The sequence below is a fragment of the Enterovibrio makurazakiensis genome (assembly GCF_050336585.1).
GTDB lineage: Bacteria > Pseudomonadota > Gammaproteobacteria > Enterobacterales > Vibrionaceae > Enterovibrio > Enterovibrio gelatinilyticus.
Window position 1 is genome coordinate 54,360 of the sequence record NZ_JAKJSE010000010.1, and the last position, 20,574, is coordinate 74,933.

A 20,574-nucleotide genomic window follows, 5' to 3' on the forward strand; every position below is an offset into this window, starting at 1 on the left:
CTACCATCCTTGGTCTGTTTTGCTTATATCAACAATGTTATAAAGGTTTAAGTTCAAGTAGAGAAAGGATGCTCAACATGCAATTCCCATACAAAAACATAGTGATACTTACCGGCGCGGGGATCTCTGCTGAATCGGGAATTCGCACTTTTCGAGCGCAAGATGGACTATGGGAAGAGCACCACATCGAGGATGTCGCGACGCCTGAAGGGTTTGCAAGGAATCCCGCTTTGGTGCAAACATTTTATAATCAGCGAAGAATTCAGTTGCAGTCAGGCGTGGCACCCAACCTAGCGCATGAAGCATTATCACAATTGGAGCGCGATCTTGAAGGCACCGTTACTATCGTGACTCAGAACATTGATAATCTACACGAGCGAGCCGGCAGCGAGAATGTTATTCATATGCATGGCGAGCTATTGAAGGCCCGATGTAGTTATTCAAATCAGGTCGTGGACTGGACGGGTGATATTTCTGTGGATGATGCCTGCCATTGCTGCCAAATGCCTTCACCCATGAGGCCTCATGTGGTTTGGTTTGGTGAAATGCCGATTGCCATGGATAAAATTCATGATGCGTTACTAAAAGCCGATCTTTTCGTATCAATTGGCACGTCAGGCTCAGTTTATCCCGCTGCTGGCTTTGTCCATGAAGCTTCGATAGGTGGTGCAAAAACGATTGAAATCAACCTTGAGCCAAGTGCGGTGGAAAGTGAATTCGATGACAAACGCTATGGAAAGGCGAGTGTGTTGGTCCCTCAATTGGTTGCAGAGTTACTCGCACTACAAGAATGATCAGCGGTTTCATATCGTCGTGTTTTTAGTCAAACAAAAAAAGCGGCTTTTAAGCCGCTTTTCTGTGTCTGCCACTTAATAGAGTGGCTTAGTATTTCTCGCTGATCTATTGACCCGCTTTAAGCTTTTGGAAGTACTCTTCGTAAAGCACATTTGCTTCACCGACAGAGCTTTGCCATTCGCCTTTTTCCATCACCTCTTGCGGTGGGTAAACGCTAGGGTCGTCCTTGAACGCTTTTGGAAGAAGCGGATAAGCCGCTTTTACTGGCGTAGGGTAGCCAATTTCAATAGCAAGACGCGCCGCGATTTCAGGGCGAAGAAGGAAATTAATCATTTGGTGCGCAGAATCCGCATTCTTAGCTGTTGCTGGAATGGCAAGGTTGTCCATCCAGAAAATCGCGCCTTCTTCTGGCCATACGATATCAACAGGTGCGCCTTCGCTACGAGCGATATAAGCAGAACCGTTCCAGAGCATACCCAGCGCTACTTCACCTGCCATGTAAGGGTTTGCAGGGAAATCTGAGTTGAATACCAGCACGTTTGGCATGATCTTCTTCAGTTCTTCGTAAGCCTGTTTGATTTCTTCTGGGTTGGTGGTGTTTGCAGAATATCCAAGCTTAGTAAGAGCAATGTGGAAGAACTCACGCGCATCATCCATCATCAACAACTGACCTTCGTAGTCAGGACTCCAAAGATCGGCCCACGAGCTAACACTGTCTTTTTCAAGGACGTCGGTGTTAACCCCAATGCCTGTCGCACCCCAAATATAAGGAATAGAATAATCGTTGTTTGGGTCAAAAGGTTTGTTGAGGTTGTTTGGATCTAGACCTGCGAAATGGCTCAATTTCGATTTATCGATAGGTTGGAGCATACCTTCGTCACGCATTTTCTTGACGTAATACGTCGAAGGTACAACAAGATCGTAGCCTTCAGGGTGCGTTTTCAGTTTGGCGTACATGCTCTCATTCGACTCATACGTTGAGTAAATGACTTTAATGCCCGTCTCTTCGGTAAATTCTTCTAGAACTTCCGTGGGAATATATTCAGACCAATTGTAGAAATAGAGTTCATTTTCAGCTGAAACAGCAGCATGAGAGAAAAGAGAGAAGGCTAGAGAGCTTCCCAGCACAAATTTAGACCAGAGTTTCATCGACAACTCCTGTGATTTTCGTCGGTATTGATTATTTAGAATAACGGGTAGGCTGCGCCATCCGTGACTGAATAGTGCGAAAACTAAAAAGGCGAGGGGGAGAAAAACTCACCACTCGCCTTCGCTTAGCTATCGAACTTTATCGCGTGCCAGCAGTTGAGAGAAAATAACTAACACGAGAGATACGATCAGCATCAGTGTTGCAAGTGCGTTCACTTCTGGCGATACGCCAACCTTGACCATCGAATAGATCTTCAACGGTAAGATTTCGTAACTTGGCCCAGTAACGAATGAACTGACAATCACATCATCCAAAGAAAGGGTAAAGCTGAGTAACCAACCAGCCGCCACGGCCGGTGCCGCAAGAGGAAGAATGATTTTAGTTAAAATCACCCACTCGCTAGCCGCCAAATCTTTAGCAGCTTCAAGCATACGAAGATCGAAGCCATTGAGTCGGCTGTAAACGGTGACAACTACAAACGGTAAACAGAAGGTAATGTGAGACAAAAGTAGTGTCAAAAAGCCTAACTGTGCGCCGAGTAGTACGAACAACGCCAGCAGAGAAATTGCCATAACGATGTCTGGAGACATCATCACTACAAATAGCATGCCGTTGACGAAGTTCTTTCCACGGAAACGATAACGATAGAGTGCCACTGCTGTCAGACTACCAATAACGGCAGCCGCAGTTGCGGAAAACACCGCAATCGTCAGAGAGTTTCCAGCCGCTTGTACCAAGCTATCGTTGCTTAGCAGTTGGGTGTACCACTTAGTGGTAAAACCTTTCCATTCGATACCAAACTTACTTTCGTTGAACGAGTTAACGATAAGGATGACGATCGGGATGTATAAGAATGCATAGACCAGCGACATAAAGCTGGTTTTAAAGAAACGACTCATTCCAGCTCTACCTTCTTGTTGATTAGCTTGCCGACACGCCAATAGGCGAAGAGCATTAGGCCCATCAATACTGTCAGAGAAATACTCGCTGCCGAACCAAATGGCCAGTCGCGAACGTTGAGTATCTGACTCTTGATGACGTTACCAATTAACAAGTTCTTAGCACCACCCAATAGATCTGACACGTAGAACATGCCAAGAGCGGGTAGGAGAACTAATAGACAGCCAGCAATAATGCCAGGCGTCGTCAGCGGTAGAATTACCTTTACGAAGGCTTGGAATTTGCTTGCACCCAAATCTTTCGCAGCTTCAAGGTAGCTGTTATCAAGTTTTTCGATGCTTGAGTACAACGGAAGAATCATGAAAGGCAGAAGAATATAAACCAAGCCAATCATCACCGCATACTCGGTGTACATGATGCGAAGCGGCTTTTCAATCAAACCGAGAGTGAGCAAACCATCGTTTAACAGGCCACGCGTCCCCAAAAATATTTTTAGACCATATGTGCGGATCAAGGAGTTCGTCCAGAAAGGGACGATCACCATAAACAACATAAATGGGCGCATTTTTTTTGGCATGCGAGAAATGATGTAAGCGAATGGGTAGCCAATCAACAAACACAGCAAGGTGGCTATGGCAGCCATGTAGAAGGAGTGCCATACCACTTTTGCGTAAAGTGGATCCATCAACTTGGCGTAGTTGCTCAAGGTGAAGGTCATCTCAATCAGGTTTGCATCATCGCGAGTTAGGAAACTGGTGATAATAATCATCAGGTTCGGGATCATGACGAACAGCAGCAACCAACCTACAATGACACCAATGATGGCGTTTTGGAGATTAAGCTTCTTCATCAGGTAGCACCACTTCCCAGCTTTCAACCCAGGTAATCGCCACTTTCTGATCTAATGAGTGATCAACATCTGGATCATCTTCGTTGAAGAACTCACTCACCATGACAGACATGCCGGACTCAAGTTCAAGCACAGAATCTAAAGTCATGCCTTTGTAGTTACGTTCGCGAACATAACCCACAATGCCATTGCCAGATTCTGAAGCACTGATTTCTTCAATGCGAAGATCCTCAGGGCGAAGCAGTACTTTCACTTTGTCACCAGCGCTCACATCAAGTTTGCAATAAACCTGACATTCCTGGCCTTCGACGGTGGCAGTAATGCGCTCTGCATCGATTCGAGCAATTACATGAGCGTCAAACACATTGATTTCGCCAATGAAGCGGGCGACAAAAAGGTTGGCGGGTTCTTCGTAAATTTCTCGCGGCGTGCCGTCTTGCACCACATCACCTGACTGCATCACTATGATACGGTCGGACATGGACAGGGCTTCTTCTTGATCGTGAGTCACGAAAATGAAGGTAATGCCTAGCTTACGTTGAAGCTGCTTAAGCTCATTCTGCATCTGTTTACGGAGTTTGTAATCCAGTGCGGAAAGCGACTCATCGAGCAACAACACTTTTGGCTTATTAACAACAGCACGCGCAATAGCGACGCGTTGTTGCTGACCACCGGAAAGTTGATGCGGCTTGCGAGGGGCAAACTTCTCAAGCTGAACCATGCGCAATGCTTCCATAACACGCGGTTCGATTTCACTTTCGTTTACTTTCTGCATGCGCAGACCGAAAGCGACGTTTTCGAACACAGTCATGTGCGGGAAAAGCGCGTAGCTCTGAAATACGGTATTAACGTGTCTGTGTTCTGCGGGGATTGCAGTCACATCTTGATCGTCAATAATAATTTGGCCATCGTCTGCATCTTCAAGACCAGCAATCAAACGAAGTACTGTGGTCTTGCCACAACCGGACGGACCTAGGATTGTCAAAAACTCGCCGTTGTTTATCTCGAGATCAAATTTAGAGATGATCTCTTTACCATCGAAACTCTTACAAAGTCCCTTCAGTTGTACAACGGGTTTTTTCATTGGTTGTGTCGCGTTCAATTCTACTCTCTCTCCTTACACCACGGGCGATTAGCTAGAAAAAATTCCCCAAAAAGTAGACGGCGCATGATAGACGTGCAAACCATGAAGTTAAAGCGTTTTTTTGTATTTAGAGGGCAAAATAATGCCCATTATCTGCGAGATAACCGAGATGTGCGGAAACATCAACCAAAATGCGGTTTGTGAACTCCATCGCGAAATCCGCCACGCAAGCGTTGAGTAGTATAGCGCGTTAATTCGCTGCCTAAAAATGCATCACTTTGAGACGAGTTCAAAAAATATCACCTATAACTTTATAAAGACGGAATTTTCTTAGGCTAAAGACAAAAGTTACTTTGCTATGAATAAACAACAATTGAGCAATGCACTTCACGTTGGCGGGACATTAGAGAATGCACTGACAGGGGATTACACCCTGAGTGCATCGAGTGTGGTCCAAGAAGCCCTAAAATTGACGCAGAAGCACTTCTGGCGATTTTTACCAGCCACGTTACTGTTGGCTGGAGCCAATGTTGCCATTTTCTTAGTCGCGTTATCGATAATGCAAGACTCGCCCATGGTGCTGTTTGATGCGTTGTTAGGTAAAGCGCCGATGAATGAAGATTTATTGGCATCAGGACGAATAGCGCTTTTCGCAACGACGGTGTTAAGTGCGCCGCTGTATGCGGGAGCGAGTTTAATGGGCTTAAGCCATGCTATTGGTTTCCGTACCAAGCCTAGACACATTATTAAAGGGATGGCCTTTGCGCTAGCCGTGACAATTGCGATGGGTTTCATTTCGGCCCTGCAAAGTGTAGGAAGCCAGATTATTCCATTGTTCGGTGTTTTCCTTGGTATTACATTTTCAATGACCATTCTACTAATCTGCGAAAAACGCCTGCGCCCCGTGGAGGCGATGATTGTTTCGTTTAGAGCGATCATCAAAAAGCTGATACCATTGAGCTTGGTTTACATCGTCATTGCAATTTTGTTCGTGTTCTCTTATGCGACAGGCGGTATCGCACTGCTGTTTGCTCTGCCTTTTATGTTTAACGTGAAAGGTGTGATCTATAGAGAAATGTTCGGTGTAGGTATTGAAGTGACCGTGTCACAAGAAGGGGATGATGATTCCCCATCGGATGGCGGTAATAAAGAGGTTTTCAACGCGTAAATGAAGCTCTCCTATGCTGTACTGGCTTCGGCTCTGTTTATTTCTGCGTGTAGCGACGCTCCCCAAGCACCCACAACTCGAATTGACCAACTTCAACAGGCTTCTCCGCCACCAGAAATGGTGGTGAAGCCCGATTTTGCTAAATATGAAATCGTGGATGAAAAGAAGAGAGCGTTTGTCGCTTTTTTAAAGCCAGGTGTGGATTACATCAATGGCTTGATTGAAAAAGCGAGAGTGCGTTTAACTCAATTGTCTGATACGGCGTCTCCGACGAAAGATGACCTGGCTTTCCTTGCTAAGGTGGCGGAGCTTTTTAATCTGCCTCTTCCAGAATCTGGTGCTGATAAAGCGTGGTTCGATGAAGCGTTGAAACGTGTTGATATTATCCCGAGTGATTTGGTACTCAGCCAAGCGGCGAAAGAGTCTGGGTGGGGTACGTCACGATTTGCTCGTGAGGGTAATAACTACTTCGGACAGTGGTGTTACACTTCGGGCTGCGGCATGGTGCCAAGTGCACGAAGCCAAGGTAAAACACACGAAGTTGCCGCATTTAAAGATGCCTACCAGTCTGTTCGCGCGTATTTTCTTAACGTAAATCGTAACAAAGCATACTCGTCACTACGTGATATTCGAGCTGATCTTAGAAAACAAGGTAAGCCTATCACAGGGGTGGCACTTTCGAACGGTTTGGGTAGTTATTCGGAACGCGGTCAGGCATATGTTGATGAAGTGCAGGGCATGATTCGTTATAACGAAAAATATTGGAGCCAAGGATGATCAAAGGACTTACGGCTGCTGTCATTGCAGCTGTAATTTCACTGCCTGTCAGCGCAGTGCAGATTGAATTTAGTTACAGTAAATTGTATAGCCAATTAAAGCACAACCTTGGTGAAAACCACCCTGATGTGAAAATAGGTTACTTTATGGTTGCCCCAGAAACGGGGAAAGTTTGCACCATTACGAAAGCGTGGATGGTAAAAAAGAAAAACTACGAAGAATTTGTCATTCCTGATTCCCAAGAGCTCCCACTGCCGATTGATAATCGACTCCGTCAGGTGAATCCTGATGTGTTTATCCAAACGGAAGGTGAGACGCCTTGTGATGTTTCTTTCCAAGTCTTGGCTAAAGAGACCTATGAGAAGGAGTTGTCTGAGCAGGAGCTAGGTCACCTAGTACCACAAATGACAGCAATGATGCAGGATTTGGGTGGCATGTTCTCATCATGGTTTATGCCAGATGTTGAAGGTGTTTCTGTCCACTTTGATCAAGCACCGAGTTCACTTTCAACTTCAGAAGGGAGGGTGATCGAAGTTGTTGGTAACGTGGCCGTTTTGAAGCTAGCTGATCTTAAAGAAGGTGAGCGCGTGTTATTTGAGCGAACCCCAGTAAAAGTAACACCTTGGATACCGCAAAGCTGACTTACCTCGAGAGACGGTAATGCCATAAAAAAAAGAGCCCGCATTGCGGGCTCTTTTTTTTAATCGTTGGTTTTATCAGCTTACCTGAACAACGTTCAGCGCCATTGCTGGGTCAACTTCAATCACGTCGTCTTGTGACGGCGAAACATCAGTGAATTGCTCTTTGTCGAATGCGGTGTCACCGCCGTTGATCACGCCTGATTCTTTGTTGATGCTCTTGAAGTCGAACAAGTTAAAGTCCGCTAAGTGAGAAGGCACAACGTTTTGCATAGCAGTGAACATGGTTTCAATGCGGCCAGGGAAACGCTTATCCCAATCGCGAAGCATTTCTTTGATCACTTGGCGTTGAAGGTTCGGTTGAGAACCACAAAGGTTGCACGGAATAATTGGAAACTCTGCCGATTGTGCATATCGCTCGATGTCTTTCTCACGGCAGTAAGCCAATGGACGAATAACAACATGTTCGCCATTATCAGAAACCAATTTAGGCGGCATACCTTTCAATTTTCCGCCATAGAAAATGTTGAGGAACATGGTTTCAAGGATATCGTCACGGTGGTGACCCAGCGCGATTTTCGTGCAGCCAAGCTCTTTTGCCGTGCGGTATAGAATACCGCGACGCAGGCGAGAGCATAGCGAACACGTCGTTTTACCTTCAGGCACTTTGTCTTTAACGATAGAGTAAGTGTCTTCTTCCACAATCTTGTACTGAACACCAAGTTTCTCAAGGTACTCAGGCAAAACATGTGAAGGGAAACCTGGCTGTTTTTGATCCAGGTTTACCGCAATCAGTTCAAACGAAATTGGCGCGCTTTTCTGCAAGCTTTGAAGGATCTCTAACATGGTGTAGCTGTCTTTGCCACCGCTTAGGCAGACCATGATGCGGTCGCCGTCTTCGATCATATTAAAGTCAGCAATAGCTTGGCCTGTGTTACGGCGAATGCGCTTTTGCAGTTTGTTCTGATTGTACTTTTGTGATTTTGTGAGTTCTTGATTCAACATGGTAATACTGTGTGCCTCTGAAATATCTCTACGCCAACAAGCAGGCAATAGGTTGAAGAGTTCGCTGTGAGCTTATCTCGTCAGTGCTTGATGCGAGGGTTTGGCGCGTATGATACGGATTTCGTGACAGGATGCTAGTGTACCGTGTTCAAAGGAGAAGAAAGAGAGCACATACGTTGGTAGTGTGCTCTCTTATGACGGTTAATGGGGGACGCAGATTGGCCTTACTTCTTCTAGCTTCAATTTCGATGGTTTGGTTAGTTTATTCTCTTTGAACAACTTATCGTGGGCGTCGTAATCCGATTGATCCAAGGTAACCACAGTGAGAAGCGCCATATCAACGCAAGCTATGTAGTGATTAGAGGTGCTTCCCCCATTTCCGGGAAACAGAGCGTGCTTGATGTTTAACTTTTCATCAAATCTGTCTGTAATTTCAACCTCTGTAGCAGGCTGAGGGATACCATCGAGCCTCAGGTGTTTGGCTGAATTAAAAGGGAAATAGGTGGTTAACATATAGCTACCATGTTTAAGCCAGTCTCTCTCTTTTTCATCGCCACATTGTAATACCTCATAACCATTCAATGGTTTTGAATTGAGAGGAGTTGGTTTGAGGTCTTGGTTGGAAGAGAGCTTGAGTGAACCTCTATAGTCAACACCATCAGCGAGTTCTTGATTGTTAGGAGGGTTGCTCGGATCATAGTTGGTATATCCGGAACGATAGAGTTTGTTCTTGTAATCGGTTTGTCCAAGGACAGCAGTATAGTATCCACTGAAATTAAATTTTGGCGTGAGTTTTAGCTCCACAAGATAATCCTTCATTTCAGGTTTACTAACACTGAGTAATTCAGATTTAATCATGGTTACGACTCTAGACTTAAGCCCTGAAGGGGCATTGAGATAGACATCAATATAGTTATGCCCTAGAGGGTCAGTATGAAGGACTGCTGGCGGCCAAACGTAATTGGCTTTTAATCCACGACCTGTGAGTACATCAAGCGAGTTGATGACTGCATCACCACTAGAAAGTATATATGGGCCGTTTAGCGTTGGTGATGCGGGTGCTACGTGGACAGCTTTAACTGCGCCTGATGAATAAGCCTTGACGTTTTTTACATGTTCATAAGCTTTATTCATGAAAAGGTTGCCTTGTGAATGAGCCAACAAGACGACTTTGTTTCCTTGCCACATAAGCGCGTCTAACAGTGCTTTATGCTCTTGGCTTGTTTCGAGCTCTGCCTGATTGTCGTAAAGGAAACCCAGCATCTTGTTGATAACGTCATGACGCTGTTCAGTGAGAACCTCCGCGAATAGGTCTAGATAACTCGAAAGTACATCGCCCAAGTAGTCCCATATGTTTGATGATTGTTGTCCGCTAAGTACTAACCAAAAAAGCTCCCACCGATCAGATAGCCGGACATCAATTTCATCAGCTCGTTGCTCAAAGGTCTCTGCAAAGTCTCTCAATGCGCCGACAAAGCCGTCTCCCTTTTCTGTTTCGTTATAGGCGAGAACGTACGTAAGCTTTTCAGAGTTATATGAGTTATTGATTCCAAGAGCAAAACGCGTTTCTAACACATTGCTTTGAGCTTCATACTTGTCTGTTAAAACACCATTGAAAAATACGAGGCCATAGTCCTCCACTTTGCAGGTGTTGGGAGCGGAAGCAAAAGTTTGTACTGAAAATAGAGCGAGTAGTAAGGCGACAAAGGATGATTTATTCACATGCATCTTCGAATCCTCCTACAGTGAAAGCCATTCCATCAGCGATGCTATTACTTTTGATGAAATGCAGGGAGCGATTCTTAGTGTTATARGTCAGGGCTTTTAGTATGCGAGAAGGGCCTGAAAATCCAGCACCTAGCGTTTCCCCCAAGCATTGAGACGCCTTAGACATATCTGAAAACAAGGTTCGTTGCATTGACTTCGCTTCTTCATCAGAAAGGACTCCCCAATCTACCGTCAATTCTTTTTGGTAAGAGGTCGCTACTTGCACGAGCGCTTCTTTGATCGGTGTGTCTGAAGTTATATCGTTGATGATTACATCGATATCATCTCTGACTCCATTACCATTGTTGTCAGTCCCTGTAAGGCTGCTATCCCGATCAAGGTTGGGAGCATGGCGCAGATAAGACTGTTCTAGCTCTCGTTTTATAACCTCGGCAGGTGATTCGGATAACGCTTGTTCCTCGTCCTCTTGTTTCTCTTTGTCTGCGCTATCATTTCCTGAGTCTTGTTCTGGTTCCTGCTCTTGGTTGGGTGAAGATGGCGTCGTTGATATGTTGTTTTCGTCATTACATCCAAAAAGGAATATGGCGAGAACAAATACAAGTGAAATCCGTTTCATTTTAATAGCCTACTGATATTGTTGTCAGATTAGACTAAAGGGGCATTTCCTAAAATTCTGGCTTAACAATGAGAATACATTCAATAGGATAGGTCGAATGATGGAACTGTGAAGCCTGATATTATTTCCGTGATAATGAATATGTTCCATTGGTGGTATCCAAATAAAACAAGCGCAGAAAGCGCTTGTTTTACTTGGAGAAAGGTTTGTAACTAGGAAAGATTTGGTGCGAGAGGACTCACGTAGCCATCGGGCTTTATCGCCAACACATCACAGTTTAATTGGTCGATGGTATGCTCAGCGGTGTTGCCAATAAATATGGCAGATAAACCAACACGCCCCGTCGTTCCAAGTATGACTAATTCTGCATCGAGCTGTTTAGCCACTGCAGGAATAACATCTTCTGGCAATCCCTCCTGACAATATGTCTGCGCTTCGTCAATACCATGTTTTTGCCTTAGCGCTTTCATTTCAAGTAAATGATGGCCTCGAACAGCATCAGTGTAAGATGCAGGATCAAACTCTGGTAACTCAATCGTGACATTGACGGGTGTTGCAGGGTAAGCATTGACGAGGTTAACTTCTGCATTGAGCAATTTGCTCATCGCATTTGACTCATCTATGAGCTTGTCATTAAGCGGTATATGCGTTTCGTTTTCGGAAGACACATTGACGGCAGTGAGTATTTTACCGTTTTCTGGCCAACCGTGTTCTTTGACCAATAAAACGGGACAAGGACATTTTCGGAGTAAATGCCAGTCTGTCGGGGTGAAAATAACGGAGCCTAGTTTATCGTGCTCGTGTGTCGCTTTGACTAATAGGTCATGATTGCTATCAAACACCTGGGCAATCATGCTTTCGTAAGGGCGATTGTGCCAAACAACATGGGGAATCACTTCAACGCCTTGTGTGTCTTGGGCTGTCACCAATGAGGCAACCCATTCTTCACGTTGACGAAGTACACCGGAACGCATAGCTTGACGCTCTTCTGCTGATAGCATCGAGGTCATTTCGTAAGAAAAGTCGTAGATAGCAAGGAAAAGGGTAAGCTTAACATCGGCAGACGATTTTCTGGCGATATCAAGTGCTCGCGAGAGTGCGGGCTGTTCTTCGTGGTCGGGATCGATAGCCACGAGCAAGTTGGTATATCTGTTCATAACAAACCTCCAGCTTGGTGATGCCGATACTTTACTGTAACGCAATCTTAGCGGATAGTGAGATAAATTCAGATATATAAACGTAAAAAAGAGAAATGGCGCGTAAAGCGCCATTGGGAAATTTGTCAATTTGTGAGAGCGAGTTACTTGCTGATTCCAGCGAGTCGGCCCAGTTCTTCTTGGTCTAGTATCGTAATGTATTTGCCTTTTACGCTTAACATTTCGCTTTTCTGGAAACGTCCAAGTAAGCGGCTGATCGTTTCAACCGTTAGGCCGAGATAATTACCAATATCACCACGAGTCATAGTAAGGCGAAACTCTTTTGCAGAGAATCCGCGCTGCGAGAATCGAGTAGACAAAGTATGCAGAAACGCAGCTAAACGCTCTTCAGCATTTTTCTTTGACAAAAGTAGGATCATTTCTTGATCCCCTTTAATTTCGCTACTCATTAATCGCATGATTTGTTGACGAAGTTTCGGCATTTTACCTGAAAGGTCATCAAGTATCTCAAAAGGGATTTCACAAACCATTGAGGTTTCAAGAGCTTGGGCAAAGCTAGGGTGAGACATGTGATTAATAGCGTCGAAGCCGACGAGATCACCAGCCAGATGGAATGCAGTGATTTGCTCATCACCTTGCTCTGTGATGGTGTAGCTTTTTATCGTACCTGAGCGAATGGCATAAAGTGAACGAAGTGCGTCGCCTGCTTGGAACAATGGCTGACCTTTTTGAATTGGCTTCTTCCGTTCAATAATTTGGTCAAGCTGATTTAGCTCACTTTCACTCAAGGTGAAAGGGATACAGAGCTGACTGATACTGCAGTCCTGACAATGGATTGCGCACCCGCCGGATTGAACTCGTTTAGTGATGATCTTGTCTTGAATCATGAGCCTGCTTTGCCAAATTGATTTGAGTCAATATTTTACCACTTCTACATGATAAATCGAGCCTTAGTACAACTGATTGTATACAGAATAAGCGGTAACTATTCCGTACATTAGTAGTATCATCGATGAGAATCTTCTAAAAATCAGGTTGTTAAGTAACTTTTTGGCTGCTTCAGCAAAAGAGCCAATAAGTAGCATTGCAGGGAGCGTTCCTAGGCCAAATGCGAGCATTATCAATAATCCATGTAACGCATTACCAGATACTGCTGCCCAACTTAACGCTGAATAAACCAATCCGCATGGCAACCACCCCCAGATCATGCCAAATGGAAGTGCTGCCCATGGGCTTCTCAACGGTAGAAATCTAGAAGATAGGGGAGAGATATGTCTCCACAGTACTTTACCAATTCTCTCTACATAAGACAGTCCGTTCCAGAACTGTCCTATATATAGTGCTAATAAAATCATCATGATAGCAGCAGCTAGTCGCAACCAAATGAGCCCTTGAGACATTTGACTAATACCGATAACACCGGAAACTACGCCGCCACCAATTGCTCCAATGACGCTATAAGACAACAGTCGTCCGCCATTGTAAAAAAGTAAAAATGGCATTTTACTTTTGTCAGTAGGCGTGCCAAAGGAAACGGCGGCAGCGACGCCACCACACATCCCTAAGCAATGGCCGGCCCCCAAGAGGCCAACCATAAATGCAGCAATGAAATCAGCGTACGGCATTACTGTTCTTCCGAACTATCAGGCCTATTTTTTGTGCTTGCTGGTTCGCTGTCGTCATCAAGAAGAATATTCATTCCCTGACGCTCCAGATCTTCAAATTGTTCGGTTTTTACCGCCCAAATGAAAATGCCGACAGCAACACAGACAAGCAAAATGGCTATAGGTATTAGAATATACAGGCTTTCCATAACTACTTATCCTTTAAGCGTTCGATAAGGTCTTTCTTAAAGAGACGCAAAGAGTTGGTGACCACAATGACGGAGCTACCTGACATACCTGCAACGGCAATGTATGGAGCAACAAAACCCATTACGGCAAGCGGCAAAATAACGAGGTTGTAGCCTAGTGCCCAAGCAAGATTCTGGCGGATTATCTTTTGCGTAAAACCCGCCAAATGACGCGCATCAAGGAGCTTTGTAAGATCATCACCCAGTAATACCATATCCGCTGACGCTTTCGCGACATCAGTCCCGCCCCCCATAGCAACAGAGAGGTGAGCACCAGCCAATACAGGGGCGTCATTGACACCATCTCCAATCATCATCGTGATTTGGTCTTTTGGCAGGGAGTTAAGGTAATCAAGTTTACCTTGCGGTGACACGCCAGAAACAAGCTCATCAATGCCAAGTTGTGTCGCAACGGCTTGGGCTGTTTTTGAGTTATCACCGGTTAGCATTGTTACCGCAATGCCAGCTTCGTGAAACTTATCGATAAGCGCTTTACTGCTTACACGGATAGGGTCTACGAGTTGGAAAGAGGCAACTTTTTCACCTTCACAAGAGAGCCAAATCTGATGGTCTATCGTTTTGGCTTCATGCGCGTTTGTTAATGCAAACTCGGGCTTACCAATTCGCCATTCTTGACCAAGGTAAATGCCTTTCAAGCCTTCACCAATAACATTTTCAACCTGCGTAATGCCATCTGCCGCTTCAATGTCGCAGAATGCTTCTGCGATTGGATGGTTAGCGTATGATTCTAGCGCTGCAGCAATACTAAAAGCTTGCTCAGAAGATGTACCACCATAAGTCGCACTGTGCGATAAGGTGATATTGCCTTCTGTGAGTGTGCCTGTCTTGTCGACAATAACCCGGTTAACCTTAGTCAGCGTTTCAAAGACGTGACCGCGACGTAGTAAGATCCCGAGCCTTCCAAATGTCGACGTCGAGCATGTCAACGCAGTGGGTGTAGCTAGAGACAGGGCACATGGACAGGTAGCCACTAATACCGACAACATGATCCAAAAGGCATCGTCAGGGCGATGGCTCTGCCAATACCACCAAGTTAACGCAGAGATCAACAAGATGGCCGCCACGAAATACCTAGCGACGATATCGGCTATTTGAGCAACTCGCGGTTTCGCGAGTTGCGCTTCATCTTGAAGCTGCACGATATGGGCAATCAAGGAGTCCTTTTTCTCTGCTGACACTTTCACATTAACATTACCATCAATGTTGAGCGTTCCTGCAAATACTGAGTGACCAGACTCACGAGCTTCTGGCATCGACTCACCGGTTAGCATGGATTCATCAACGGTGGTGACGCCTTCAGTAATAACGCCATCAGCAGGAAAGGGTTCTCCTGGAAGCACGCGAACGATATGACCGACCGACAGTGATTTGGCCGGGATTTGCTCACCAGAATCGAGTGTTGCTAAACGCGGTATCAGCTTAAGTAAATTTGCACTTGCCGCTGCCGCTGTTCGACGCGCACGCATTTCAAGGAAACGACCAACAAGCAAAAAGAAGGTAAACATCGCAATCGATTCGAAAAACACCTCGCCGACGCCGGTGACAGTGGCATATAAGCTAGCAAAATAGGCGAATAACAACGCAATGGATACGGGAACATCCATACCGAGTGTTCTTGCTTTCAAGTTACGCCACGCATTGATGTAGAACGGCATGGCCGAATACAGCAGAACCGGAGTGGCAAAGATCAAACTGACCCAACGGAAATAATTTCGGAAAGATTCATCCATATCACCAAAGACTTCGAAATACATAGCAACGGCCAGCATCATAACCTGCATGGTTGCGAGGCCAGCAACACCCAACTTATAAAGGTATTGCTTCATCGTACGGTGATATTGCGCTTCTTGATTATCAGCCTCGAAAGGCGCGGCTTTGTAACCGAGGTTATGAATTTCCCCAAGTAACGTACTTAGTTTGGCTTTTGACGGATCCCAGCGCAGTGTGGCGCGATTTGTGGTCGTATTCACTTGAATACGAGAGACGCCAGCTTGGGCGCTGATTTGTTTCTCGATTAACCAAGCACAGGCGGCACAGGAAACGCCATCGACAGAGAGAATAACTTCATCAATACCGTTCTCATGGCGGACAAACTCTTGCTGAACATCTTCGTTGTCGTAAAGGCTGAGGGATTGAAGCTCTTCTGGGACGAGGTTTGCTCTTTCTGCAGGTGCAGTGCGGTACTCGTAATATGAGGTTAAGCCGTTCGCAACGATGGTTGTTGCAACGGCCTCACAACCCGGACAGCACATCGTACGGTTTGTGCCCTGAATTTCGACTTGGTAGGAGTCACCAGTTAATACTGGCTCTCCGCAGTGATAACAATCTTGCGTCATTCCTTGATCTGACCATACAACTTAACAGGTTCTGAAGATGGGAGGTTTGCACGTCCATTCAGTGCCCAAGAGCCATCAAACGCATTAAGTTCGATATACCAAGGTCCTTCAAGTGGCTCTGAGAGAGCGATACGATAACGACCATTAAGGTCAGCATTGACCATTTGTTCAATATCTTTGTTAGCAAGGGTACGGTGCTGGAATGTCACTTTTAGGGTAGGGAATTGCTTGAGTTGACCCTTGTCGAGGGTGAACACGGCAGAGTCTTCTTGCATCGTTAAAAACGCAGACAGTGATAAGGAATCGGCATGACGAAGTCGAGAAAGGTCCTGATTAATGCCTTTGCCTTCTTTGTAATAATCTTCTGCGACGAGAGAAACCTGATTTTTGCTGAATAACGTGAAGGTGAATAAGCTGGCAACGACAACTGTGCCGGGCAATGCAATCAGGAACCAAGGCCAGAACTGCTTATACCATGGTTTGTTCATATCGCTTTCCTGTATTTACTAATTTCTTGGGTAAAAAAGCCCCTGAATGCAGGGGCTTAACAACAACGACTTCTTATTGATTTTGTGTATTGCTTAGTTGCCAAACATACGCAGAAAGAAGTTGGATCTTATCTTCGTCCAAAATATCTTTCCATGCTGGCATCACGCCTTGACGCCCATAGCGAACGGTATCTTCAACGGCTTTACGAGAGCCACCAAATAACCAGACGTTATCTGTTAGGTCAGGTGCACCAAAGGCAGGGTTACCTTTACCATCCGTACCATGACATGCGGCACAAACAACAAAGCGCGCTTTACCTTTCGCCGCTTCTTCTGCATTCACTTTACGACCTGAAAGGCTCAGAGCATACGCAGAAACTTCCTTAACACCATCTTCACCAAATGCATCTAACCATGCTGGCATGTTACCGACACGACCATGTAACAAAGTAGCTTTGATAGCTTCAGGCTCACCGCCATACAACCATGCTTTATCAGTTAGGTTCGGGAAACCTGACTGACCGCGAGCGTCAGAGCCGTGGCACTGAGCACAGTTCTGAATGAACAAGCGCTGTCCCACTTTAACCGCTTCTGGGTTCTTGGCGATTTCAGTAATTTCAAGTAGCTCATCGCTACCAGGCTGGTAAGCAAGCTGACGGAAGGTCTCTCCAAAGATCTCGTTTGCAGAAGATAATTCACGAGCATATTGGTCAATACCCTCGCTATTTACCATCAATTCACGAGATTGCTCGATGTTTTTGACGTTCTGCGCTGAACTCTGCCAATTGAATAACCCTTGGAAGTTTCCTAGGCCTGGATAAAGCGCCAAGTAAACGGCACCGAATACAATGGTTGCCCAAAACATGTAGGACCACCATTTCGGTAGGGGGTTATTCAATTCACGAATACCATCGTATTCGTGGCCCATATCTTCACCGTCAGCAATACCTTTAAGGTCTTTGCCACACCAAATAATCAGTGCAGCACACCCAACTAGCGTACCGACGACAATGACAGTGATAAATAGACTCCAAAATGTCGTCATTTGTTATCTTCTCCTGTCTTTTTTGCACCTTTTTCCTCATCCGCAAAGACAAGGTTCGCAGCGTCTTCAAATTCCGTTTTACGACGGCTGCTGTAGGCCCAAAGCACTATCCCAATGAAGCTCACAAAAATTACGAGTGTCCAGATACTATGGAACGAAACAATTTCCATAACGATTCCTTACTTCATTGCGTGGCCGAGAGACTGAAGGTAAGCAATTAATGCTTCCATTTCAGTTTTTCCTTGAACGTCAGCTTGTGCGTTCTCGATTTGCTCGTCGGTGTATGGCACGCCGAACATATCTCGGAAAACTGTCAGTTTTCTCTCTGTCGTATCGCCTGATAACACATTTTCAGCTAACCAAGGGAAGCCAGGCATGTTTGACTCAGGCACAACGGCGCGAGGATCAATCAAGTGAACGCGGTGCCATTCGTCAGAATAACGACCACCAACACGAGCCAGATCAGGACCAGTACGTTTTGAACCCCACAAGAATGGGTGCTCCCAAACACTTTCACCCGCTACGGAATAGTGACCGTAACGTTCGGTTTCAGCACGGAATGGACGAATCATTTGGCTATGACAAACGTTACATCCTTCGCGGATGTATATATCACGGCCTTCCATTTCTAGTGCAGTGTAAGGACGTAGGTTATCTACAGGTTCCGTTGTTTGCTTTTGGTAAAGCAATGGCGTGATTTCAACCAGTGCACCTAAGCTGATAGCAATAACGATTAGGATTGCCAACAGACCAACGTTTTTTTCTACTATTTCGTGACGACTAGTACTCATTCGTCGATCTCCTTATGCTGGTTGCTCAACGGCTTTCAGGCTAGCTTTCGGCGCGGAGATGGTTTTGTACGTGTTGTACGCCATCAAGAACATGCCAGAGAGGAAGATAGCTCCACCAACGAATCGAACGAAGTAAAACGGGTACGACGCTTCTAATGATTCTACAAAGCTGTAGGTCAGGGTGCCGTCAGTGTTAACTGCACGCCACATCAAACCTTGCAGTACGCCTGAAATCCACATCGCAACGATGTATAGGACCGTACCGACTGTTGCCAACCAAAAGTGAACGTTGATTAGGTTGAGCGAGTACATGCGCTCTTGATTGAACAACTTAGGGATCAGGTGATATACCGCGCCAATAGAGACCATGGCTACCCAGCCCAATGCACCGGAGTGAACGTGACCAATTGTCCAGTCGGTATAGTGAGACAGGGCGTTAACCGTCTTAATCGCCATCATTGGACCTTCAAACGTGGACATACCGTAAAACGACAGAGATACCACAAGGAAACGAAGGATTGGGTCATAACGTAGTTTATGCCAAGCACCAGACAGGGTCATGATACCGTTGATCATGCCGCCCCAAGATGGCGCGAACAGAACGATAGACATCACCATGCCCAACGACTGAGTCCAGTCTGGAAGTGCAGTGTAGTGAAGGTGGTGAGGACCAGCCCAGATATACAGAGAGACAAGCGCCCAGAAGTGAACGATGGATAGACGATAAGAGTAAACCGGGCGACCAGCTTGCTTTGGTACGAAGTAGTACATCATACCTAGGAAGCCTGCAGTCAAAAGGAAGCCTACAGCGTTGTGTCCATACCACCATTGGATCATGGCATCTATTGCTCCAGCGTAAATCGAATACGATTTCATGCCAGAGACAGGGATAGCCATGCTATTCACAATGTGCAAAACGGCAACGGTGATAATAAATGCACCAAAGAACCAGTTTGCGACATAAATATGGGACGTTTTACGTTTTATCATGGTCCCAAAGAAAACCACGGCGTATGAAACCCAAACGACCGCAATAGCGATATCGATTGGCCACTCTAACTCAGCATATTCTTTACCACTGGTGTAACCCATAGGTAAGGTAATTGCTGCAGATAGAATAATTGCTTGCCATCCCCAGAAAGTAAATTCAGCCAGCTTTCCTCCGAACAGTTTTACCTGACATGTGCGCTGAACAACGTAATAAGACGTTGCGAACAGTGCACTTGTGCCGAATGCGAAGATCACTGCATTAGTATGCAGAGGACGCAGACGGCTGTAGGTCAGGTATGGAACATCGAAGTTAAGCGCAGGCCATACCAACTGAGCGGCAATGAGAACACCAATACCCATGCCCACAATACCCCACAAAATTGTAACGAGGGTAAATTGACGGACAACGCGGTAATTGTATTCGAGTTCAAGCTGCTTATCTTGGCTCATATTGCATGCTTCCACTTTTTAATTACTACACTCACGTATATACAAAGTGACTTAGTGTCACAATGCCACCCAGGAGCAATGCAATGCGAATAGTGCTTGATTTATACCCACTTGATGCATTCCATTGCTATTTTATTGTAAAAGTGGCATTTTCGGTGTTGATAATACTTCACTTATTCAGTTAAAAACAGGTCTCTAACCACACTCGGTTTACCCTTAGGTAACATTTCTACTAAAACTTTGAGCTCTGTAACACGGGAAAAGCAAAGTCATATGGCTGCAGAAAAATTAACCACCGGTCGTTTAATACAAATATTAGTCGTTATGGCTGCACTTATTGCGGCATTTATTTGGCGAACATTTGACTATTCGGATTCAACTAATGTCTTTCAATGTGAGATGTCTTCAGGGGGGTGTCAGTTCACTGTGAATGGCACTCAAGTTGAAGTTTTGGCTAAAAAACAGTCAGATAAGTCAGTCTTGCTAGTAGTGAATTCCGCCATCAACCCATCGTCTTTATATGTTAATAGAGGCTCAGTTAAGACAAAGATCGACGTGAGAAATATCGAGGTAACTGAGAATAATCGCGCTTATCTTTACGCTTTATCAGACAATGTTAAATATAGGGCAGGGGATAAATTGACATTAATCATTGATCGAGATCAAATAGAAATTAACTTTTAACAACAAATTAATATTTATGCGATTAGAGTTAACATTTTGGTGATTGGTA

At 45.3% G+C, this 20,574-nt stretch carries 22 protein-coding genes; 5 read left to right on the forward strand and 17 right to left on the reverse strand.

Going from position 1 to position 20,574, the window contains the following annotated elements:
* Positions 1-68 precede the first annotated feature (68 nt).
* On the forward strand, positions 69-794 hold the full coding sequence (gene cobB / locus L4D06_RS08320; protein ID WP_274162540.1) for a Sir2 family NAD+-dependent deacetylase: 726 nt from the start codon (positions 69-71) through the stop codon (positions 792-794).
* A gap of 106 nt (positions 795-900) precedes the next feature.
* Here cobB and L4D06_RS08325 read toward each other — a convergent pair whose 3' ends face one another.
* The 4 genes from L4D06_RS08325 to potA form a co-directional block, all read right to left on the reverse strand.
* Positions 901-1,944 carry an extracellular solute-binding protein gene (locus L4D06_RS08325; RefSeq protein ID WP_274162541.1) on the reverse strand — a complete coding sequence of 348 codons (1,044 nt, stop codon included), beginning with the start codon at positions 1,942-1,944 and terminating at the stop codon, positions 901-903.
* Between the two features lie 129 nt (positions 1,945-2,073).
* Positions 2,074-2,844: a spermidine/putrescine ABC transporter permease PotC gene (gene potC / locus L4D06_RS08330; RefSeq protein ID WP_274162542.1), complete on the reverse strand. Its 771-nt coding sequence runs from the start codon at positions 2,842-2,844 to the stop codon at positions 2,074-2,076.
* Positions 2,841-3,695, reverse strand: coding sequence for a spermidine/putrescine ABC transporter permease PotB (gene potB / locus L4D06_RS08335; protein ID WP_274162543.1), 855 nt, complete (start codon positions 3,693-3,695; stop codon positions 2,841-2,843). Before potB ends, potC begins: the two co-directional genes overlap by 4 nt.
* A complete protein-coding gene (potA, locus tag L4D06_RS08340; protein ID WP_035025614.1) occupies positions 3,682-4,779 on the reverse strand; it encodes a spermidine/putrescine ABC transporter ATP-binding protein PotA in 1,098 nt (365 codons plus the stop codon). The genes potB and potA overlap by 14 nt, the downstream gene beginning before the upstream one ends.
* Positions 4,780-5,137: 358 nt before the next feature.
* Between potA and L4D06_RS08345 the strand changes: the two genes are divergently transcribed.
* Genes L4D06_RS08345 through L4D06_RS08355 form a run of 3 tightly spaced genes read left to right on the forward strand, consistent with a single transcriptional unit; the run spans position 5,138 to position 7,365 of the window.
* Positions 5,138-5,947, forward strand: coding sequence for a DUF2189 domain-containing protein (locus tag L4D06_RS08345; protein ID WP_274162544.1), 810 nt, complete (start codon positions 5,138-5,140; stop codon positions 5,945-5,947).
* Positions 5,948-6,724 carry a glucosaminidase domain-containing protein gene (locus L4D06_RS08350; RefSeq protein WP_429738785.1) on the forward strand — a complete coding sequence of 259 codons (777 nt, stop codon included), beginning with the start codon at positions 5,948-5,950 and terminating at the stop codon, positions 6,722-6,724.
* Entirely contained in the window at positions 6,721-7,365 is a 645-nt protein-coding gene (locus L4D06_RS08355) for a DUF2987 domain-containing protein (protein WP_429738787.1), read from the forward strand. Before L4D06_RS08350 ends, L4D06_RS08355 begins: the two co-directional genes overlap by 4 nt.
* Before the next feature lie 75 nt (positions 7,366-7,440).
* Here the strand turns inward: L4D06_RS08355 and ttcA are convergent, their stop codons facing one another.
* From ttcA to ccoN, 13 genes are all read right to left on the reverse strand, one after another.
* Entirely contained in the window at positions 7,441-8,367 is a 927-nt protein-coding gene (gene ttcA / locus L4D06_RS08360; protein WP_274162547.1) for a tRNA 2-thiocytidine(32) synthetase TtcA, read from the reverse strand.
* 201 nt (positions 8,368-8,568) lie between these two features.
* Positions 8,569-10,095 carry a hypothetical protein gene (locus L4D06_RS08365; RefSeq protein WP_429738789.1) on the reverse strand — a complete coding sequence of 509 codons (1,527 nt, stop codon included), beginning with the start codon at positions 10,093-10,095 and terminating at the stop codon, positions 8,569-8,571.
* Positions 10,082-10,711 (reverse strand): hypothetical protein, encoded by a 630-nt coding sequence (locus tag L4D06_RS08370; RefSeq protein ID WP_274162549.1) that lies wholly within the window; start codon positions 10,709-10,711, stop codon positions 10,082-10,084. Before L4D06_RS08370 ends, L4D06_RS08365 begins: the two co-directional genes overlap by 14 nt.
* A 212-nt stretch (positions 10,712-10,923) precedes the next feature.
* Positions 10,924-11,868: a universal stress protein UspE gene (gene uspE / locus L4D06_RS08375; RefSeq protein ID WP_429738791.1), complete on the reverse strand. Its 945-nt coding sequence runs from the start codon at positions 11,866-11,868 to the stop codon at positions 10,924-10,926.
* A gap of 143 nt (positions 11,869-12,011) precedes the next feature.
* A complete protein-coding gene (gene fnr, locus L4D06_RS08380; RefSeq protein WP_274162551.1) occupies positions 12,012-12,755 on the reverse strand; it encodes a fumarate/nitrate reduction transcriptional regulator Fnr in 744 nt (247 codons plus the stop codon).
* A gap of 63 nt (positions 12,756-12,818) precedes the next feature.
* A complete protein-coding gene (locus tag L4D06_RS08385; RefSeq protein ID WP_274162552.1) occupies positions 12,819-13,493 on the reverse strand; it encodes a sulfite exporter TauE/SafE family protein in 675 nt (224 codons plus the stop codon).
* Positions 13,493-13,681 (reverse strand): cbb3-type cytochrome oxidase assembly protein CcoS, encoded by a 189-nt coding sequence (gene ccoS / locus L4D06_RS08390; protein WP_429738793.1) that lies wholly within the window; start codon positions 13,679-13,681, stop codon positions 13,493-13,495. Before ccoS ends, L4D06_RS08385 begins: the two co-directional genes overlap by 1 nt.
* 2 nt (positions 13,682-13,683) lie before the next feature.
* A complete protein-coding gene (locus L4D06_RS08395; protein ID WP_429738795.1) occupies positions 13,684-16,077 on the reverse strand; it encodes a heavy metal translocating P-type ATPase in 2,394 nt (797 codons plus the stop codon).
* A complete protein-coding gene (locus tag L4D06_RS08400) occupies positions 16,074-16,565 on the reverse strand; it encodes a FixH family protein (RefSeq protein WP_274162555.1) in 492 nt (163 codons plus the stop codon). Before L4D06_RS08400 ends, L4D06_RS08395 begins: the two co-directional genes overlap by 4 nt.
* A 73-nt stretch (positions 16,566-16,638) precedes the next feature.
* On the reverse strand, positions 16,639-17,610 hold the full coding sequence (gene ccoP, locus L4D06_RS08405; protein WP_274162556.1) for a cytochrome-c oxidase, cbb3-type subunit III: 972 nt from the start codon (positions 17,608-17,610) through the stop codon (positions 16,639-16,641).
* A complete protein-coding gene (locus L4D06_RS08410; protein ID WP_274162557.1) occupies positions 17,607-17,780 on the reverse strand; it encodes a cbb3-type cytochrome oxidase subunit 3 in 174 nt (57 codons plus the stop codon). The genes ccoP and L4D06_RS08410 overlap by 4 nt, the downstream gene beginning before the upstream one ends.
* A gap of 9 nt (positions 17,781-17,789) precedes the next feature.
* On the reverse strand, positions 17,790-18,401 hold the full coding sequence (ccoO, locus tag L4D06_RS08415; protein ID WP_274162558.1) for a cytochrome-c oxidase, cbb3-type subunit II: 612 nt from the start codon (positions 18,399-18,401) through the stop codon (positions 17,790-17,792).
* Positions 18,402-18,413: 12 nt separating this feature from the next.
* The gene (gene ccoN, locus L4D06_RS08420) at positions 18,414-19,841 is read right to left on the reverse strand and encodes a cytochrome-c oxidase, cbb3-type subunit I (protein ID WP_274162559.1); all 1,428 of its coding nucleotides are present in this window, start codon (positions 19,839-19,841) and stop codon (positions 18,414-18,416) included.
* A 273-nt stretch (positions 19,842-20,114) separates the two neighbouring features.
* Here ccoN and L4D06_RS08425 point away from each other — a divergent pair, with 273 nt between their 5' ends.
* Positions 20,115-20,525 carry a hypothetical protein gene (locus tag L4D06_RS08425; protein WP_429738798.1) on the forward strand — a complete coding sequence of 137 codons (411 nt, stop codon included), beginning with the start codon at positions 20,115-20,117 and terminating at the stop codon, positions 20,523-20,525.
* The last annotated feature ends 49 nt before the right edge of the window (positions 20,526-20,574 follow it).

What these genes read in the sequence shown, in the direction of transcription:
- cobB (WP_274162540.1), top strand. Translation starts at nt 69, where the DNA reads ATGCTCAACATGCAATTCCCATACAAAAACATAGTGATACTTACCGGC.
- L4D06_RS08325 (WP_274162541.1), bottom strand. Translation starts at nt 1,944, where the DNA reads ATGAAACTCTGGTCTAAATTTGTGCTGGGAAGCTCTCTAGCCTTCTCT.
- potC (WP_274162542.1), bottom strand. Translation starts at nt 2,844, where the DNA reads ATGAGTCGTTTCTTTAAAACCAGCTTTATGTCGCTGGTCTATGCATTC.
- potB (WP_274162543.1), bottom strand. Translation starts at nt 3,695, where the DNA reads ATGAAGAAGCTTAATCTCCAAAACGCCATCATTGGTGTCATTGTAGGT.
- potA (WP_035025614.1), bottom strand. Translation starts at nt 4,779, where the DNA reads ATGAAAAAACCCGTTGTACAACTGAAGGGACTTTGTAAGAGTTTCGAT.
- L4D06_RS08345 (WP_274162544.1), top strand. Translation starts at nt 5,138, where the DNA reads ATGAATAAACAACAATTGAGCAATGCACTTCACGTTGGCGGGACATTA.
- L4D06_RS08350 (WP_429738785.1), top strand. Translation starts at nt 5,948, where the DNA reads ATGAAGCTCTCCTATGCTGTACTGGCTTCGGCTCTGTTTATTTCTGCG.
- L4D06_RS08355 (WP_429738787.1), top strand. Translation starts at nt 6,721, where the DNA reads ATGATCAAAGGACTTACGGCTGCTGTCATTGCAGCTGTAATTTCACTG.
- ttcA (WP_274162547.1), bottom strand. Translation starts at nt 8,367, where the DNA reads ATGTTGAATCAAGAACTCACAAAATCACAAAAGTACAATCAGAACAAA.
- L4D06_RS08365 (WP_429738789.1), bottom strand. Translation starts at nt 10,095, where the DNA reads ATGCATGTGAATAAATCATCCTTTGTCGCCTTACTACTCGCTCTATTT.
- uspE (WP_429738791.1), bottom strand. Translation starts at nt 11,868, where the DNA reads ATGAACAGATATACCAACTTGCTCGTGGCTATCGATCCCGACCACGAA.
- fnr (WP_274162551.1), bottom strand. Translation starts at nt 12,755, where the DNA reads ATGATTCAAGACAAGATCATCACTAAACGAGTTCAATCCGGCGGGTGC.
- L4D06_RS08385 (WP_274162552.1), bottom strand. Translation starts at nt 13,493, where the DNA reads ATGCCGTACGCTGATTTCATTGCTGCATTTATGGTTGGCCTCTTGGGG.
- ccoS (WP_429738793.1), bottom strand. Translation starts at nt 13,681, where the DNA reads ATGGAAAGCCTGTATATTCTAATACCTATAGCCATTTTGCTTGTCTGT.
- L4D06_RS08395 (WP_429738795.1), bottom strand. Translation starts at nt 16,077, where the DNA reads ATGACGCAAGATTGTTATCACTGCGGAGAGCCAGTATTAACTGGTGAC.
- L4D06_RS08400 (WP_274162555.1), bottom strand. Translation starts at nt 16,565, where the DNA reads ATGAACAAACCATGGTATAAGCAGTTCTGGCCTTGGTTCCTGATTGCA.
- ccoP (WP_274162556.1), bottom strand. Translation starts at nt 17,610, where the DNA reads ATGACGACATTTTGGAGTCTATTTATCACTGTCATTGTCGTCGGTACG.
- L4D06_RS08410 (WP_274162557.1), bottom strand. Translation starts at nt 17,780, where the DNA reads ATGGAAATTGTTTCGTTCCATAGTATCTGGACACTCGTAATTTTTGTG.
- ccoO (WP_274162558.1), bottom strand. Translation starts at nt 18,401, where the DNA reads ATGAGTACTAGTCGTCACGAAATAGTAGAAAAAAACGTTGGTCTGTTG.
- ccoN (WP_274162559.1), bottom strand. Translation starts at nt 19,841, where the DNA reads ATGAGCCAAGATAAGCAGCTTGAACTCGAATACAATTACCGCGTTGTC.
- L4D06_RS08425 (WP_429738798.1), top strand. Translation starts at nt 20,115, where the DNA reads ATGGCTGCAGAAAAATTAACCACCGGTCGTTTAATACAAATATTAGTC.